At 62.6% G+C, this 17,382-nt stretch carries 13 protein-coding genes and 1 pseudogene; 9 read left to right on the plus strand and 5 right to left on the minus strand.

The window, feature by feature from the left end:
- Window positions 1-241 precede the first annotated feature (241 nt).
- The 3 genes and pseudogenes from ASD05_RS25515 to ASD05_RS25525 form a co-directional block, all read right to left on the minus strand.
- Window positions 242-664: pseudogene (locus ASD05_RS25515) on the minus strand (transposase); the annotation flags it as partial.
- The gene (locus ASD05_RS25520; protein ID WP_056598288.1) at window positions 657-1,622 is read right to left on the minus strand and encodes an IS481 family transposase; all 966 of its coding nucleotides are present in this window, start codon (window positions 1,620-1,622) and stop codon (window positions 657-659) included. The gene ASD05_RS25520 and the pseudogene ASD05_RS25515, both read right to left, overlap by 8 nt.
- Window positions 1,623-1,970: 348 nt before the next feature.
- Window positions 1,971-2,906 (minus strand): AraC family transcriptional regulator, encoded by a 936-nt coding sequence (locus ASD05_RS25525; RefSeq protein ID WP_056598291.1) that lies wholly within the window; start codon window positions 2,904-2,906, stop codon window positions 1,971-1,973.
- 144 nt (window positions 2,907-3,050) lie between these two features.
- Here ASD05_RS25525 and ASD05_RS25530 point away from each other — a divergent pair, with 144 nt between their 5' ends.
- The 4 genes from ASD05_RS25530 to ASD05_RS25545 all read left to right on the plus strand — a co-directional run bounded on the left by ASD05_RS25530 (window position 3,051) and on the right by ASD05_RS25545 (window position 9,547).
- Complete coding sequence (locus ASD05_RS25530; RefSeq protein ID WP_056598296.1) at window positions 3,051-3,482, plus strand: YybH family protein; 432 nt, start codon at window positions 3,051-3,053, stop codon at window positions 3,480-3,482.
- Window positions 3,483-3,540: 58 nt separating this feature from the next.
- The gene (locus ASD05_RS29760; protein WP_082572336.1) at window positions 3,541-4,311 is read left to right on the plus strand and encodes an MmcQ/YjbR family DNA-binding protein; all 771 of its coding nucleotides are present in this window, start codon (window positions 3,541-3,543) and stop codon (window positions 4,309-4,311) included.
- 112 nt (window positions 4,312-4,423) lie between these two features.
- A complete protein-coding gene (locus ASD05_RS25540) occupies window positions 4,424-4,774 on the plus strand; it encodes a TfoX/Sxy family protein (RefSeq protein WP_056598299.1) in 351 nt (116 codons plus the stop codon).
- Window positions 4,775-4,783: 9 nt separating this feature from the next.
- Window positions 4,784-9,547 (plus strand): ATP-dependent helicase, encoded by a 4,764-nt coding sequence (locus tag ASD05_RS25545; protein ID WP_056598302.1) that lies wholly within the window; start codon window positions 4,784-4,786, stop codon window positions 9,545-9,547.
- 509 nt (window positions 9,548-10,056) lie between these two features.
- On the opposite strand, the gene ASD05_RS25550 is transcribed toward ASD05_RS25545, so the two are convergent.
- Entirely contained in the window at window positions 10,057-11,040 is a 984-nt protein-coding gene (locus ASD05_RS25550) for a quinone oxidoreductase family protein (RefSeq protein WP_056598304.1), read from the minus strand.
- Window positions 11,041-11,471: 431 nt separating this feature from the next.
- Window positions 11,472-12,698 (minus strand): IscS subfamily cysteine desulfurase, encoded by a 1,227-nt coding sequence (locus ASD05_RS25555; protein ID WP_056598307.1) that lies wholly within the window; start codon window positions 12,696-12,698, stop codon window positions 11,472-11,474.
- A gap of 154 nt (window positions 12,699-12,852) precedes the next feature.
- Between ASD05_RS25555 and ASD05_RS25560 the strand changes: the two genes are divergently transcribed.
- From ASD05_RS25560 to ASD05_RS25580, 5 genes are read left to right on the plus strand one after another with little or no spacing between them, the layout of a single operon-like run.
- On the plus strand, window positions 12,853-14,049 hold the full coding sequence (locus ASD05_RS25560; protein ID WP_082572378.1) for an ABC transporter substrate-binding protein: 1,197 nt from the start codon (window positions 12,853-12,855) through the stop codon (window positions 14,047-14,049).
- 58 nt (window positions 14,050-14,107) lie between these two features.
- Window positions 14,108-14,977: a branched-chain amino acid ABC transporter permease gene (locus ASD05_RS25565; RefSeq protein ID WP_056598313.1), complete on the plus strand. Its 870-nt coding sequence runs from the start codon at window positions 14,108-14,110 to the stop codon at window positions 14,975-14,977.
- Window positions 14,977-15,939: a branched-chain amino acid ABC transporter permease gene (locus ASD05_RS25570; RefSeq protein ID WP_056598316.1), complete on the plus strand. Its 963-nt coding sequence runs from the start codon at window positions 14,977-14,979 to the stop codon at window positions 15,937-15,939. The genes ASD05_RS25565 and ASD05_RS25570 overlap by 1 nt, the downstream gene beginning before the upstream one ends.
- Entirely contained in the window at window positions 15,926-16,678 is a 753-nt protein-coding gene (locus tag ASD05_RS25575; protein WP_056598319.1) for an ABC transporter ATP-binding protein, read from the plus strand. Before ASD05_RS25570 ends, ASD05_RS25575 begins: the two co-directional genes overlap by 14 nt.
- A complete protein-coding gene (locus tag ASD05_RS25580) occupies window positions 16,671-17,366 on the plus strand; it encodes an ABC transporter ATP-binding protein (protein WP_056598322.1) in 696 nt (231 codons plus the stop codon). The genes ASD05_RS25575 and ASD05_RS25580 overlap by 8 nt, the downstream gene beginning before the upstream one ends.
- Window positions 17,367-17,382: the final 16 nt, after the last annotated feature.

Here is a 17,382-nt window from a genome sequence, read left to right on the forward strand (position 1 = left end):
CGGATCCTTTTTGGGTTCATGCAGGCGGCATAGGGTGATGCGCCACGCGTTTGCTGCCTCGTCGATGGATCAGACTGATATCCGTGGGTTGGTTACCACCGTGCATCGATCCGTCATGGAAGCTGCCTCGCTCTAGTGACGCAGGTTGCCGAAGGCCTTCTGGCGATAGTGTGAATGAGGATTCTTCCCATCGTGATGCCGTGACGCATCACCCGATGGCGCCTGCTGCGTAGCCCATTGCTTATTGCTGCGATGTCGATTCGGCTGCGGACAGTTGCGCGATAGCCCAGATGAAGCCAGTCAACTCCCGCGCGACCGCCACACAGACCTTGTTGGCCTGCACACCCCGGCTCGACAGCCGAGCGAACCGTCCGCGCAGGCGCACCTGTGCCTTCCACGCGTGGGTGCGTATGTCTGGCGGCAACGTCTTGCTGCGGTCACGCAATTCCTGGCTCATGCGTGCCGGGAAGCGATAGTTCCACGCCGCCTCTGTCAGCAGGCGTCGCGCGTGAGCGTTCCCGGTCTTGGTGATCGAACCACGACGTACGCTGCCGCCGCTGGAATACTCCGACGGTACGAGTCCCAGGTAACCCATAAGCTGGCGAGCGCTGGCGAAGCGGTGGATGTCGCCGATCTCGCACACTAGCCCGATGGAGCTAGGTGTTCAGTCCCGGCATTTGATGGATCGGATTGATGATGAATCGATCCGGCTGTGAAGTCCAGCAAGAGCAGATGTGCTCATAGGGCGTGAGGCCCTTGAGTGTCTTCAAGCGCCGAGCGAAGTTGTAGGCGTCAATGAAGTCCTGCAGGTGCTGACGCAACTGGTCGTGACTGTCGTAGTGGTAGCGTTTGACGGTGGCCTCCTTGATCGTTCTGTTCATGCGCTCGACCTGACCGTTGGTCCAGGGATGGTTGGGCTTGGTCGTGCGGTGCTCGATGCCAGCGGCAGCACATGCGCGATCAAACATGTGCACTCGTAGCCTGGCCGTCGGCCCATTCCTGCGGGCCGGAAGGTCGCAGAATTGGATGCCGTTGTCGGTCAGTACCGTGTGCATCTTGTAGGGCACGGCGCTGAGCAAGGCCCGTAAGAACGCAGCGGCGGTCTCTACTGTGGCTTGCTCTTCCAGGCGCACGAAGGTGAACTTGGAGGTGCGATCGATGGCAACGAACAGATACAGCTTGCCTTCAGCGGTGCGTACCTCGGCGATGTCGATGTGGAAGTAGCCGATCGGGTAATGCCTGAACGCCTTGCGCACCGGTTTGTCGCCTTCGACATGAGGCAGTCGGCTGATCCCATGACGTTGCAAGCAGCGATGGAGTGACGATCGTGTCAGATGGCGGATGGTCGGCTGCAACGCGTACAGACAGTCGTCCAGGGGAAGCAGCGTATGCCGCCGGAAGGCCACGATGATCGCTTCCTCCTCAGGAGACAGGACCGTGGATCTGGGCTGCCTTGGGCCAGTCTGCAGGTCGGCCGTAAACCCACGCAGCTTCCACTTCGCGATCGTCTTCTGATTGACCCCATGGCGCTTGGATAACGCCCTCAGGCTCTCTTGACTCCCTTGTATTGCTCGACGGACCGCCTCTGTCGTGGTGGCGCAGCCGTGAAGAATCTGGCCCATAGTGCCTCCTTCCATTGAGGGGAAAAGAATGCACCATCAAACCCTGGGATCAAACACCTAGACGAAGCCTCCCGCGTGCAAGCGGCGCGTGGCGCACCACACATCGAAGCCGTCGTGCACAAGCAACTTGATGCACGTGTCCCCACAGGTCGGCGAAGAGGTGGCCGTGGTGTGCATGCGCCACGACCGCGATGTTGAGTAACCGGTCGGCGCCGGAGCGCATTTCCTGTGGCTGGGAGTACAACCACAACGTGTCGATGCGGATCAACGCGTACGTGCCCACGGACGTACGCTGGGCTGGTGAATCGAGCGAATAGGATTCAAGTAGGGGACACGCCCGGCTTAACTTCACCCATAGCCGTTGTCGGATCGAAATTGCAAGGGCGTGCATCCAGCCAAGCGTCGGAAGAACTTGCTGAAATGCGTGGCCTCCTTGAATCCGAGCTTGTCGGCAATGACGCCGACGGGCCAATCGGTGTGTATGAGCAGACGCTTGGCCTCCAGACCCAGCCGCCTCAAAACGAATTCCTTGGCACTTATGCCCTCGGCATCGAGTACTGCACGCGTCAGGCTCCTCTCGGTGCAGCCCATTTCAGCGGCGTAAATGCTGATGCTTTTCCACTCGGCGACATGTTGCTCAACCAGGTCCTTGAAAAGATGGAAGCGTTTGAGTGCCGGCCGCTTGTGCGGCTCCTCCAGGTATTTGTGGCCAAAGGCCAAGACAAGCCAGGACACCAGCGCACAGAACGCGTGGCGCAGATGCGCCTGCACGTCCTCGACCCATTCCGCAGACCGGTCAGGATTTCGCCGCGCTGGACCCAGGCCGCGCGAGTCATGACGTGCGGCATCCTCACGCATCCACTCGATGGTGGTTATCGCGCGCTCCAGGCCATCGGCATCGACTTGGAGGCACGCTGGCAAGCGCTCGATGTTGAATTCTGAACGAAGGCTCTCGTGCGATGACGCGGGCCGGAGAAACTCCGGGCGCACCAGCAGTATCCAGCCGTCCCAATCCTCGCGCTCTCCGAAGTTATGGGCCTGTCCGGGGCGAACCAGGACCAGGCTCCCGGCTTGGCCGGGGCAGGGCTCGAAGTCCAGCAACTGGATGCACCGTCCCTCGGTCACCAGGATCAGCATGTAGAACGTATAGCCATACGTTCTGCGCATCCCCTCAGGGCTGGTTCTACGACGGAGTTCCGAGACCCGGAAGACCTCCAGGTCGTAGGGGTACGAACCTTCGGGCTGATAGCGGATTTCCTGTATGGGGCGTCCCGATCTTTCCATCGCTTCGCCTCTAGCCAGCGGTGAATCATGTGCCATAACTTTTAAGCATTGTCCGAAAAGTATCCAAATAGAGGCAGATATTGCCTTGATACCGTGGATTGCTTGTTGAAAAATACCATTTTCAGCTAGGGAATGAAATCCGTAATGAGCAGCAACCTTCAAACCATCAGTCAGGAAGTGCTTGAGTTGGAGCGTTCACTCAACGAGCGCTGGAGCGTCGGCGACAGCCACGGCTACCTGGACAATTACCACGCGGACATCAGCTACTTCGACCCCGCGCTGGAGAGGCTGCTGGTTGGGCGCGATGCCGTCGTCGAGCACATCCAGAAGCTCTACAAGAACCCGCACATCGTGCGCAACGAATATCTCAATCCCCATGTCCTCGCGAGCGATGCCGGCGACCTGGCCGTGTTGAGCTACAACCTGCGGACCTATGTTGCGGCCGAGCACGGCGGCGAGACCCTGCTGCGTGCCTGGAATGCGACAGAGGTCTACCGCAGGATTGCAGGTGCTTGGCGCATCGTGCATTCGAACTGGGCCATCACGCAGTCGATGACGACGGCCTCGGCCTCCTGAACGCAGGATCGGCCCCCTGTCGCACTTGATGGGGAGCCAACCGACTGGGAGACGCGGCATGGACTCCGGTGCACTATTCGATTGGGCCGACAAGGCCGCCCGGCCACGGCCTGGGGTACTCGTTGATGACTCGTTTGGCGCGGACTGGCAAGCCTACAAGGTGGGTGGTCGGGTCTTCATGCTGGCGAGTGCCGCGCCGGGGAATGATGTTCGGGTGATCGTCAAGGTCGACCCGATTCGCTCGGAAGTACTGCGCCTGCAGCATCCGGACATCACTGCGGGCGGACACCGGCTGAGCAAGCGCCACTGGATCTCCATCGCACCCGGCAACACCATCACCCGGGCGCTGATCGAGAGCGAAGTGCGTGAGTCCTACCGGCTGGTTCAGGAGGGGCTTCCGGTGAAGGCACGCGTCGCCCAAGGTCAGGAGCCCGGTGAGAAGAAGCTCTCTGAGCGGCAGTTCCAGCCACTCGCCCGCAAGGTGGCGCTGTCGCTGCCGGACGTGAGCCATGGCCGCCCCTTCGTGGAGAAGCTGGACGTCTACAAGGTCGCCGACAAGGTTTTCATGATCGTCACCGATGACCCCAACGAGCAGATCATCACCCTGAAAGCCGATCCGCAGCAGGCGCAGGCGCTGCGCGAACGCTTCGACACGGTGACCGCCGGACGCTACCTCGACAAGGGACACTGGATCTCCGTTGGCGCGGGCCGGGGCATCACCCGGCAGGTAGTCACCGAATTGGTCAAGACTTCCTACCAGTCGGTCGTCGAGACGATGTCGGCACATGATCGGCCCAAGGAGGGTGGATCGAAGGAAGGAGGAACGTGATCAAGAACAAACCGGTGACCGGGCGCTACCTGCGCGACGCCACAGGATCATCGAAGACGACCCACCCCCGGCCACAGGCCCGTAAGACCATCTCAAGGAAAGGACCTAAGCCATGACCCAGCAATCCCGCAAGACCCAAGCACTTGCAGATCACTACGTCGACCAGCTCTCGCCCTGGGCGAAGACCACCACGCGACCGCTGTTCGGTGCCGTAGCGCTCTACCGGCACGACCACGTCTTCGCTATGGTTTGGCATGGCGGCCTGTACTTCAAGGTGGATGACGACTCACGCAAGGACTACGAGGCCGCGGGCTCCCATGCACTGGGGTATGTAAGTGAAGGCGAGGAGCATGCGCTGAAGTCCTACTGGGAAGTGCCCGCCGACGTGGTCGAGGATCGCGAACAACTGCAGCAGTGGGCCGAGCGGGCCTACCAGGCGGCGGTCAAGAGCGCAAAGGCCTGACCCACGGCGATGGTGCTCCCTGACGCAGCGAAGGCTGACCCGCTCGAACACTTCACGCCCGCCACCCGCGCCTGGTTCGGCTCCGCGTTCCCGTCGCTCACTGCCATACAGGCGGCGGCCTGGGCGGCTATTGGCGACGGCCAGAACGCGCTGGTGATCGCGCCTACTGGCTCGGGCAAAACGCTGGCGGCGTTCATGCAAGCCATCGACCAGCTCTTTCGGGAACGCGAGGCGCAAGACGGGAGCGCGGCTAGCGTCGCTAAAGCCGCGACACGCATCCTCTACATCTCGCCGGTCAAGGCGCTGGGCACGGACGTACAGCGCAACCTGAGCGACCCGCTCCAGGGCATCACCGCGCAGCGCAAGCATCGTGGCGATCCCGCCGTAGAGATCAAGGTCGGTATGCGCACCGGCGACACGCCACCGGCCCAACGCGCGAGTTTGCTGCGTCGTCCGCCCGACATCCTCATCACCACGCCCGAGTCGCTCTACCTGATGCTCACGTCCAAGGCGCGGGAAACCCTGCGCGGCGTCCGGACCGTGATCGTGGACGAGGTCCATGCGGTCGCGGGCGGCAAGCGCGGCTCGCATCTGGCGCTCAGCCTGGAGCGCCTTGATGCCTTGCTGTCGGAGCCGGCGCAGCGAGTCGGCCTGTCGGCGACGGTGCGTCCGGTGGAAAAGATCGCGCAATTCCTGGGAGGCCAACGGCCGGTCACGGTGGTGAATCCGCCCTCCAGCCGCCGATTCGACCTGCAGATCGTCGTTCCCGTGGAGGACATGGCCGACATCCCGCCCCGCAACCGTACTGCTGCCAGCGAAGGCCCCCAAGACAGGCAAGGCTCGATCTGGCCCCATATCGAAGCCAGCATCCTTGACCAGGTGCTACGCCAGCATTCGACGATCGTGTTCGCCAACTCGCGCGGCCTGGCCGAGAAGTTGACCGCGCGCCTCAATGAACTCTATGCCGAGCGCCTGACTGAGGAGGACACCACCGCAGCGGCAGCGCCCGGCGATACGGCCATTTACTACCCATCGTCCGTTGGCGGCACCGACGCCCGGTCCGCGGGTGTCGCGCCACTGATCGCCCGCTCCCACCACGGCTCGGTCTCCAAGGAGCAGCGCGGCGAAATCGAGCAGGCGCTCAAGTCGGGCGAACTGCGCTGTGTGGTGGCGACCTCCAGCCTGGAACTGGGCATCGACATGGGCATGGTCGAGCTGGTGATCCAGGTCGCCGCCCCCCCGTCGGTGGCGAGTGCCTTGCAGCGGGTCGGCCGAGCTGGTCATCAGGTGGGCGGCACCTCGGCCGGGCTGATCTATCCGCGCACCCGACGCGACCTGGTCGACGCCGCCGTCACCATCGACGCCATGCTGGCCGGGCGCATCGAGGCCATCGATCCCCCCCGCAATCCGCTCGACGTCCTGGCGCAACAGACGGTGGCGGCGGTCGCCATGGAGGCGGTCGACGTTGACGCCTGGTATGCCACGGTGCGTCGCGCGGCGCCGTTCCATACCTTGCCGCGCAACGTGTTCGACGCGGTGCTCGACATGCTGTCCGGGCGCTATCTCTCCGACGATTTCGCCGAGTTCCGCCCGCGCCTTGTATGGCACCGTGAAACGGGCCAGCTGACCGCGCGCCCAGGCGCCAAGCAACTGGCTGTCACCAGCGGCGGCACCATCCCGGACCGGGGCATGTTCGGCGTCCTCCTGCCCGAAGGCGAGGAACAGGCCGGCTCGCGCCGGGTTGGCGAACTTGACGAGGAGATGGTCTACGAATCCCGGGTCAACGACATCATCACGCTGGGAACATCTTCTTGGCGCATCCAGCAAATCACCAACGACCAGGTGGTGGTGACGCCGGCACCGGGCCGTTCGGCCCGGCTGCCGTTCTGGCGTGGCGACGGAATGGGCCGGCCGGCCGAGCTGGGTGAGGCCATCGGCGCCTTCCTCGCGCTGCTGGAGGACGCTGCCGGGGTCGACGGCAGCCTGGACATCGACCCCGGGCTGAAGGAACGCCTAGAGAAGGCCGGGCTCGACCGCCACGCGATGAACAATCTGCTCAGGCTGGCCGGCGAACAGCGCGAGGCGACCGGCGTGTTGCCCACCGACCGCACCCTGGTGTTGGAGCGCTGCCGCGATGAGACGGGTGACTGGCGAGTCATCCTGCACTCTCCCTATGGACGGCGCGTCCATGACCCCTGGGCGCTGGCCATCGCCGAGCGCATTCGCCAGCGCTGGAAGGTCGATCCTTCGGTCGTCGCCAGCGACGACGGCATCATCGCGCGCATACCTGACACCGCCGGCCGCGTGCCCGGCGCCGAACTGTTTCTCTGCGATCCGCAGACCCTGCGCAAGACCGTTACCGATGCCGTGGCTGGCTCGGCGCTGTTCGCCGCGCGTTTCCGCGAATGCGCGGCGCGGGCGCTCCTGCTGCCGCGCCGTATGCCGGGGCGCCGTTCCCCGCTGTGGCAGCAACGGTTGCGCGCTGGGCAGTTGCTGCAGATTGCGCAGGGCTATCCCGACTTCCCGATCCTGATCGAAACCGCGCGCGAGTGTCTGCAGGATGTCTACGATCTGCCCGCACTCGATGCACTGATGCAGCGCCTGCAGGACGGTGCGGTGCAGATTGCCGAGGTCACCACGGAAGTACCTTCTCCTTTCGCCGCGAGCCTTCTGTTCGGGTACGTGGCGGAGTTCATGTACGAGACCGACACACCGCTGGCCGAGCGGCGCACCTCGGTTCTTTCGCTGGACAGCGGCTTGCTCGCCGATCTACTCGGCCAGGTCGACCTGGGAGAACTTCTCGATCCGGTCATCGTCGATCGCGTAGGGGGCGAACTGCAGCGGCTCGTGCCCAGCCATCAGGCCAAGGGCCTGGAAGGAGTGGCAGATTTCCTGCGCCAGCTCGGGCCATTGACCACAGAGGAGGTGGCCCGGCGGCTCAGCGACAGGGAACAGGCCCGGGGCTACCTTGCCGACCTGGAGGGCCAGGGACGCATCATTCGAGTGCTGATCGCCGGCAGAGGGCATTGGGCCGCCGTCGAGGATGCCGCCCGCCTGCGCGATGCCCTTGGCGTCACGCTACCAGTCGGCCTGCCCGCGGTCTTCCTCGAGCCGACGCAGACGCCGCTGCGCGATCTGATCGCGCGCTACGCACGCACCCATGCGCCTTTCAGTACCGGCGAAGCGGCCGACCGCTTTGGCCTCGGTGTCGCCGTGGCGGACGAGGTGCTGGAGCAATTGAGCGAACAAGGCAAGCTCCTGAAGGGCAATTTCGGCGTCGAGCGCCGCATCGAAACACAGACCCCCGATGCCGGCATCTACCCAGTGGCACGCCACGAATGGATAGGCGACGACGTGTTCAAGCGCTTGCGGCTGCGCTCCCTGCAGGCCGCGCGCGAGGCGACCCGGCCGGTTCCGCAGCAAGCCTATGCACGCCTGCTGCTGGAACGCCAGGGCCTGGTACCCGAAGCCGTGGGGAATGCCGCTGTTCCTGCCCGACACGCGACCGACGGTACGCTGGAAGGGGGCGGCGGGGTGACCCGCGTCATTGAACAACTCGCCGGCGTCCCCCTGCCAGCCTCTCTGTGGGAAAGCCAGGTGCTTCCCGCTCGCGTGCGGGACTACGCCCCGGGCATGCTCGACGAACTGATTGCTACGGGCACGGTGCTCTGGTCCGGCCATGGACAGCTCGGCGAGGACGACGGACTGGTGGCTCTGCACCTTCAGGAGTTCGCCTCGGAGACGCTGTCGCCTCTACCCGGCAACGATTCGGCAGCCAATCTGTCGGTCCTGCAACAGCAGATCCTCAGTAGCCTGGCCAATGGCGGCGCCTATTTCGTGCGCCAACTCGCGGCGCTGGCGGTGTCCGGTCTGCAGGCCGGAGAGCCAGCGCCTACGCCCTCGGACATCCACGCCGCACTCTGGGCGCTCGCCTGGAGCGGCTATGTCACCGCCGATACCTGGTCGCCCCTGCGGGCCTACTACGGCGGGCGCCCGACGCGGCGCTCCCGCCCCGTCCACGTCTCACGGCGGCGTAGAGGTCTTCGCGGTTTGTCCTCCGACGAGCGCATGTCCACGGCTTCTGACCCGACACTCAGCGATCCGACACTCGCAGGCCGCTGGTCGCTACTGCACCCCGAGCCGGTGACCGACACCGCCCGGGCGCTGGCACGCGTTGAGGGCCTTCTCGACCGCTACGGAGTGGTCACCCGCAGCGCGGCAGTGACCGAGGACATCCCTGGCGGCTTTCCGGCTTTGCGGCCGGTGTTCCGCGGCATGGAGGACGTGGGCCGGGTGCTACGCGGGCGCTTCGTCGAAGGCCTGGGGGCGGCTCAGTTCGCCGAGCGCGTGACAGTCGACCGGTTGCGCGAACTTGCTGGTGCGCCGCCGGCCGAGCCTGTCGCGGTGTCCTTGTCAGCCGCAGACCCTGCGAATCCCTTCGGAACGTTCATGCCTTGGCCGTCTCATCCATCGAGCGCGCGCCCAGTTCGCCGTGCCGGATCCTTCGTTGTTCTGGTCGACGGGCGTCTGATGTTCTATCTCGCCCAGGGCGGGCGCCACCTGCTCAGCTACGGCGATGCAGACGCCGTTGCCATGGCTAGGCCGCTAGCCATCGGCCTCACGGCACTGGCTGCCGCACTGAAGCGCGAAAAGCTCGCGACCTTCACCCTGGAGCGCGTGGATGATCAAACGCCTCATAAGAGCCCTCTGTGCGCCGCGCTTCGTGCCATCGGGTTTTCCAGTGCGCCCAAGGGCTTGGCCTGGTATCCCTGAGACAAAAGACAACACATCGGGGTAAGGTCGGGCGGATAGCATGTCGTGGGCAGAAGGGGGATGAGATGCACTCGATACACACATCAATGTTGCCGCCGCGCCCCCGGTGGCTCACTTCTGTTTCGGCGCGGACAGGCCAGCCGCCTCGGCTACAACCGCGCGCGCATTGCGCGGGACCTCATCGTTCCGGCCATCCAGCGCGGCAGGGTAGGGCAGGGCAGGGCAACCTGTTCTAGCTTCGGGCACAGTCGGCCGTGGGCAGCGACCCCACGCGTGCTTCACTCGCCGCCCTGAAACATCTGCGAGAAGTCGCAACACGGCTGTGCAAAGCGCGCGAGGCTGCCGGTTGATGGCGGCTACCTGGCCGCAGGCGTCGCGACGACGGGTGACGTCACAGCCAGCTGAATGGAATCGCCGGAGCGCTATACCTCGCGGGTCCTGCGCCGCCCTCGGTAGGCAGGCCGGGCCACAGGAACTCTGCCCACCGGACGGCGGGCCTAGCCGAGCCATCAGGCAACCAGGACGACAGATCCGGTGGTCTTGCGGGCGGCGATGTCCGAGTGGGCCTGAGCCGCTTTCGCCAGCGGATAGGCATCGTCCACCCGAACGCGAAGCGTGCCCTTGCCGACCAAGTCAAACAAGGCCCTCGCACCCTCGAGGAAGTCCGCAGAGTCGCCCGTGTAGTGTGTCACTGTCGGACGCGTGATGAACAGCGACCCCTTGGCCCGCAGCGTCATCAATGACAGATCGGGATCACCCGACGGCCAGCCGAAGGACACGATGAGGCCGAATTTGCGCGCGCTGTCCAGAGAGCCAGCGAAGGTTGCTTCGCCCACACTGTCGTACACCACGGCCGCACCTGCGTCGCCGGAGACTTCCTTCACCTTTGCAACAAAATCCTCCGACGGCAGCACAACGGCGTGCTTGCAGCCGTACTGCCTCAGAATCTCCGCTTTTTCCGGCGTCGCGACCGTGCCGACCACCTGCACGCCGAGGCTCAACAACCATTGCACCAGCAGCAATCCCACGCCGCCTGCGGCAGCGTGGACCAAGGCCGTATCGCCCGGCTTGAACTGATGCAGTCGCGTTGCGAGATACCAAGCGGTCAGTCCGCGAAAGAGGGCGCCCGCCGCGACGTCGGGCGCCATTGATTGATTGGGCAACTTGAAGACGCGATCGACCGGAACGTAGCGTTGCTCCGCATAGCTGCCCGGCACGAAGTACATGTAGGCAACTCGGTCGCCGTTCGCGAATCCGCTAGCGTCTGCACCGGTCGCCTTGACGATGCCGACGCCGGCGTAGCCGATTCCGGTAGGCAGGGTCGCGGGCACTTGGCCGGACCGGATCATCGTGTCAATGAAATCCACGCCAACGGCTTCGTTTTGAATGCGCACTTCATTGGCCGCGATTTCGCGCAAAGGCTCTTGGATCCACTCCAAGACCTCCGGTGCGCCGGGCTTGCGAACAACAAATCTTCCGTAACTCTCTTTCATGTCCAGATTCCTGATTGATTTGGTTGGAAGGGTGCCGAGCTGCTGGCGTCACGCGCCGTGTGCAATAGGGAGTCTCGGCAGCGACACTGGTCTGCGAGCCGGCAACGTGCCTGCTGGCCTCTGCAATCAGTTTGGGCCTGCGCATCAGCGCGCTGGGTACGACCGCGCGATGCGGGCCCAGGAAGCTGCCGCCGAGGCGCAAGGTGTTTCTACTGTCCCGGCCCCGGATACGGCCGCTGCGCCTGCTCCCGCTCCAGTGGAGGGTAGGGCGACAGCACCATGAGTCGGTCTGATCACTGGCTGGTCAAGAAAAGTCCATGCTGATGCTTCCACACTCCGCCGAGCCAGACGCATTCATAACCAGATATGGTTCGCCCTCGCGGGAGTCCGTCCCGGTAGCCTTCATTCGATCGATGCTGTTGGTGCACTCGTCAATGTGCGGCCCATTTGATCGTCGAAATATCGATCCCGTCTTTGTACATGTCCCACAACGGGCTTAGCAGCCGAAGCCTCTCCACGGTTTCTGTGACTTGCAGGATTACTGCATCGACCTCCGCCTCGGTTGTGAATCGCCCAAGCGTGAACCGGATGGAGCTGTGAGCGAGCTCGTCGCTGCGACCCAGTGCGCGAAGCACGAAGGACGGCTCCAGGGAGGCCGAAGTGCAGGCGGAACCCGAGGACACGGCAACGTCTTTCATCCCCATGATGAGTGACTCCCCCTCGACGTAGTTGAAGCTCACGTTGAGGTTATGCGGCACCCGATGCTCGAGGCTGCCGTTGACATACACCTCTTCCATTTTGGTCAGGCCCTCGCCGAGACGATCGCGCAACTGCCTCACCCGAGAGGACTCCGCTTCCATCTCGATCTTCGCAAGACGAAACGCCTCGCCCATGCCGACGATCTGGTGAGTCGGAAGGGTGCCAGATCGCATTCCCCGCTCATGACCTCCCCCATGAATCTGGGCCTCGATGCGAATCCGAGGTTTGCGACGGACGTACAGCGCCCCAATACCCTTGGGCCCATAGACCTTGTGAGCGGTCACGGTCAACAAATCTGCGTGGAACGTACTCAGATCAATCGGGATCTTTCCAGCGCCCTGCACCGCGTCGCAGTGGTAGACGATGCCGCGATCACGGCACAACTGCGCGATCTCCTCGACTGGGTTGATCACGCCGATCTCGTTGTTGACCAGCATGATAGAAACCAGAACCGTGTCGTCTCGCAGGGCTTCTCGCACCGAATCGATGCATACGCGTCCGTCGCTCTCAACGTCGAGGTACGTGACCGTGAACCCTTCACGCTCCAATTCTCGGCACGTATCCAGAACAGCCTTGTGCTCCGTCTTCTGCGTGACGATGTGCTTGCCCTTGCCGTTGTAAAAGTGAGCAGCCCCCTTGATGGCGAGGTTGTTGCCCTCGGTGGCGCCGGAGGTCCACACGATCTCCCGCGGATCGGCCCCTAAGAGACTTGCGACGTGCGCGCGCGCAGTCTCAACAGCACTTTCCGCCTCCCACCCGTAGACGTGACTGCGTGAAGCAGGGTTGCCGAAATGCTCACCAAGGTAAGGAAGGAGTGCGGCGACCACTCGCGGGTCCGTCGGAGTCGTCGCCATGTAGTCCATGTAGATCGGGCGAGAAGGGGGCGAAGACAAAGTCATATGAGTGCGTCCAGGTTGTGGTTGTGTCTAAGTGTGAGCGCACCAGAAGGGCAAACTCTGCGCCGAAAAAGTGCCTCTTGTGTTTCTCAACTACCCTAGTTGACAGATGTATATGACGAATATAGCATTGCCTCGCAATCACAAGGAGCACACCATGGTTATCGATCGCAGAGGGTTCTTGGTCGGCGCTGCTGGCGCGGGTTTGGCGGCTACTTTTCAGCCCGCGTGGGCGCAAACAAAGGAGGCGGTGCGAATTGGTGTGCCAACAGGCATCACGGGCAACTGGTCGGCTCTTGGATCGCAGATCCAGCGCACATGCCGACTCTTCGCCAAGACGGTGAACGCCAAGGGTGGCATCGATGGCCGTCAGGTCGAGTTCTTTTTCGAAGACACGCAAGGCGACCCTGCTGCATGTGTGCGCAAGACCTCCGAACTGATCGAAGGCCGCGGTGTCAAGTTGATCACGGGCGTCATCTCCAGTGGCGAATCCCTGGCCATCATGCCCCGCCTTGCAGATTGGAACGCTCTGTACTTGGCCGGCATCAGCGGTGTTGGCTCGCTGACGGCGCAGCACTTCGTTCCCAATGCGTTCCGCACCTGCACATCCGGCCCCATGCGTGCCCGCGCGATCTCGCTTTGGTTCGCCAAGTCGCCCAAGATGAAGTTCTTCACCATCGCCCAGGACTACGCCTGGGGGAAGAACAGTCTTTCGACGTTCGAGCAGCTCATAGGCGGCTTGGGCAAGCAAGCGGTAGGAAGCGTCCTGACGCCCCTGGGTACCAAGGACTACTCGAGCTACATCGCTCGCATCCGTCAAGCCAAGCCGGAAGTGCTTTATGTCGCCATGAGCGGGGACGACGCCACAGCCTTCCTTAAGCAGGCCGGCCAGTACCGGCTGGGCGAGCAGATGCAAATCGTGACCGAGGTCTTGGACCTGTTGAATACGCGACCGCTAGGCGATGCCGGTGTGGGGTTGTATGGTGTGAGCCAGTACAACTACGCGTTCGATGCACCGGCGAACAAGGAGTTCGTGCGCATTTTTCGGGCGGAATACGGCGAGATTCCCGACACGTGGGACGGAGAGGCCTGGCAAGGCCTGAGCCTTTTGGCCGAAGGGGTGCGGCGCGCCAAGTCCGTGGATGCGATGGCCGTCAGGAAAGCCCTGGTTGACCTGGAGATCGAGTCAGTCAAGGGGCGGGTGAAGCTGCGGGGCTGCGATCAGCAAGGCGAGCAGAGCGTTTTTATTGCGCGTCTGGAGAAGAGCGCCGATGCGAGCTACCCACTCCCCAAGATCATCGAAACGTTCAGCTCAGATGCAGTCATTCCAGCCTGCCGCAAAGACACGTTTTGACGCAAGCGTTTGCCGCTGAGCCCGTCGCTAGAACATCCATCCTCACGAAAGACGCACTATGAGTGTGTTGCAACTTTGGCTCAACCTTGGGCTGAACACGCTATCTCTCGCATCGCTCCTCGCGATGCTCACGGTGGGCTTGACGCTGATTTTCGGCATCATGCGCATCATGAACTTCGCCCACGGGGCGATGTACATGTTCGGCGCCTACGTCGGCATCTCGGCGGCTCAATGGGCGGGGAGCTTCTGGGCCGGACTTCTGCTTGCGGCGTTGAGCGCTGCTGTAATTGGAGCGATCTTCGAATCGGGGCTTCTGCGCCACCTCTACAAGCGGGACGCTAGCAGCTTCCTTCTCATCACGTTTGGGCTGAGCCTCGTGCTAACCGAATCCACGCGACTTGGTTGGGGATCGAACAGCCGCGACGTCCAACTGCCGGAAGCACTTGCCGGGGTAGTGTTCGTCATGGATGAGCCGTTTCCGCTCTACCGCGTCTTCCTGATCGCGTTCGGAATGACAGCTTTGGGCATCCTTGCCATCGTGATCCTGAAGTCGCGCCTGGGGCTGCTCATCCGCGCGATCTCCCAGAATGCAGAGATGACACAGGCCCTGGGGGTCAATGTCGGGACCATCCGAACATTGACCTTCGCCGTTGGTTGTGCCTTCGCAGGGCTGGGCGGCTATCTCGCCGTTCCATTGATCACCGGTTACATCGGTATGGGCAGCGCGGCCATCATCGAATCATTCGTCATTGTGATGATTGGTGGCATGGGCAGCTTTCTCGGATCCGCCGTCGGTAGTCTGCTAGTCGCTACGACTCAATCCTTCGGCAACTTTTACTTTCCCGACTTCTCGCTGGTGTTTACCTACCTCTTGATGATCGGCGTTCTGCTGTATCGCCCGGGTGGCTTGTTCGGAGAAGAAGAGTGATGAAGTATGCCGTTCCTGTCGTTGCCTTCTTGGCGGCGGCCCCGTTCGCTTTGCAGAGCTTCCAGGTCACGCTACTGACGGAGATTCTGATCTTTGCGCTGTTCGCGATGAGCCTGGACGTTCAGATGGGCTACGCACGCCTGTTCTCCTTCGGCCATGTCCTGCCGTATGGCATCGGTGCGTACGCATGCGCATTTGCGCTGCAGGCGGGTTGGCCGTTGCCCTTCGCGCTCGGCGGCGCCGTGCTGGTTGCAACCCTCCTCTCTGTCCCAATCGGTTGGCTGAGCACACGGGCTAGCGGAGTCGCCTTCGCAATGTTGACGTTGGCTTTTGCGCAGCTGGGTTACGCGATCGTCTTCAAGTGGAACACGCTTACCGGCGGTTCGGATGGCCTGACCGGCTTCGCACGCAATGCGGGCCCCTTCGGCTTCGAGGGGTTCGTATCCCGCGATGGCTACTTTTGGCTCGTCCTGATCGTTGTCTTTGCAACATATTGGTTGACCCGAGGGTTCATGAACTCTGCAATGGGCAGAGCCATCGTCGCTGTTCGTGAGAACGAGCGACGAGCCAGTGCGATTGGATATGTGCCTCGGACCTTGCGTATCGTCGCCTTCGTCGTTTCCGGCACCCTCGCGGGCGTGGCGGGGGCGCTCCACGCAGGGTTTCTGTTGTTCGTCTCTCCGGAGATCTTGCATTGGACGCTGTCGGGGTACGTCATCATCGCCGTCATCCTCGGCGGATCGGGCACCTTGATCGGTCCCATGATCGGATCAGCTTTGATCGTTCTCGCTCACGAGCAACTGAGCGTAGTTACCGACAGTTGGCCTTTGGTGATGGGGCTGCTTTTCATCGTCGTTGTTATTGCTGCGCCGAAGGGCCTGTGGGGCATCAAGACTTTGATTGCCGCCAAGATTTCGCAACGCCGCGCCCCCCACGTTGGAGAAAAGAATGCCGCTTCTTGAATGTTCTGGTCTTACGAAGCGCTGGGGAGCGGTCACGACCGTAGATGACGTGAGTCTTACGGTCAACGCGGGCGAGGTGGTCGCGCTCATTGGCCCGAACGGTGCTGGAAAGAGTACCGTTTTCAACTTGATCGCGGGTGCGATCAAGAAGACCGCTGGAACCGTTCGCTTTGCAGAGGAGAGTGTCGAACACCTCTCAGCGTACGACTTGGCTCAGAAGGGTCTGAGCCGAACGTATCAAATTACTTGCTTATTCCCGGAACTGACGGCCCTTGAGAACGTCCGGTTGGCAGTTCAAGCGAGGTCCGCCGCACGGCTCCGGCCGATAGCGTCAAAGGCTTTTGTGCAGGAAACCGAGGCAGAGGCAATGGCGTGGCTCGCACGCGTCCGTTTGACCGATTGCGCAGATCGAACGGCTGGTCAGTTGTCGCATGGAGATCAACGGCTGCTCGAGATCGCGACGGCCCTGGCGCTTCAGCCAAAGCTGGTTCTCCTGGACGAGCCCACCCAAGGCATGTCGGTCGAAGAGACGCGCGGGACGGTGAAACTGCTCAAGTCGCTACTGGAGGAGGCCCCCATCGCGGTGTTGTTGGTGGAGCACGACCTTGAGGTCGTGTTCGGAGTTGCAGACCGCATTGTTGTACTGGATCAGGGGCGCAAGATCGCCGATGGCAAACCAGAGGCGGTGCGCAACGATCCGGCGGTGCAGCGCGCGTACCTGGGAGTCGCACATGCTTAAGGTGGACAAACTGGAAGCCGGATACGGATCCGGCAAGGTTCTCTTCGGCGTCAACTTTCAGGTGCCCAAGGGTGAAGTGACCGCAATCATCGGGCGAAACGGCGTGGGTAAGACCACGACGCTCAAGTCCGTCATGGGAATCGTGCGGGCGTCCTCCGGCACTGTGTCGCTCGCTGGCCTCGATCTGAGCGGAAAGCCTGCGCACGAGATGGTGAGAGCGGGCATTGGCTACGTGCCCGAGGGCAGGCAGATCTTCCCGGCATTGACGGTCCTTGAGAACCTGCGCGTGGGCCAGCGCAGCAAGCCAAAGATCTGGACCGAAGAGCGGGTGCTCGACTTGTTTCCCAACCTTCAACGCCGCATCAAGAACGCCGGCCACGCCCTTTCTGGCGGTGAGCAGCAGATGCTAGCGATCGCGCGAGCTTTGGTGACGGACGTCAAAGTCCTGATGCTGGACGAGCCGACACAGGGCCTGGCCCCCATGGTGGTCCAGCAGATCGGTGACGTGGTCAAGTTGCTGAAATCCGAAGGGGTCGCAGTCCTGCTTGTCGAGCAGAACCTCAACCTCACCGAGCGCATCTCGGACCGCATCCTGGTGATGTCCAAAGGAAAAGTGGTGGAGACGCTCTCCATTGGCGATTTCAAGGCCGACGCGGAGCGCGTCCATCGTCAGTGGCTGACGATCTGAACATCTTTCGATTAAG

Origin of the sequence: Variovorax sp. Root434 (assembly GCF_001426595.1) — a bacterium.
Classification (GTDB): domain Bacteria; phylum Pseudomonadota; class Gammaproteobacteria; order Burkholderiales; family Burkholderiaceae_C; genus Variovorax.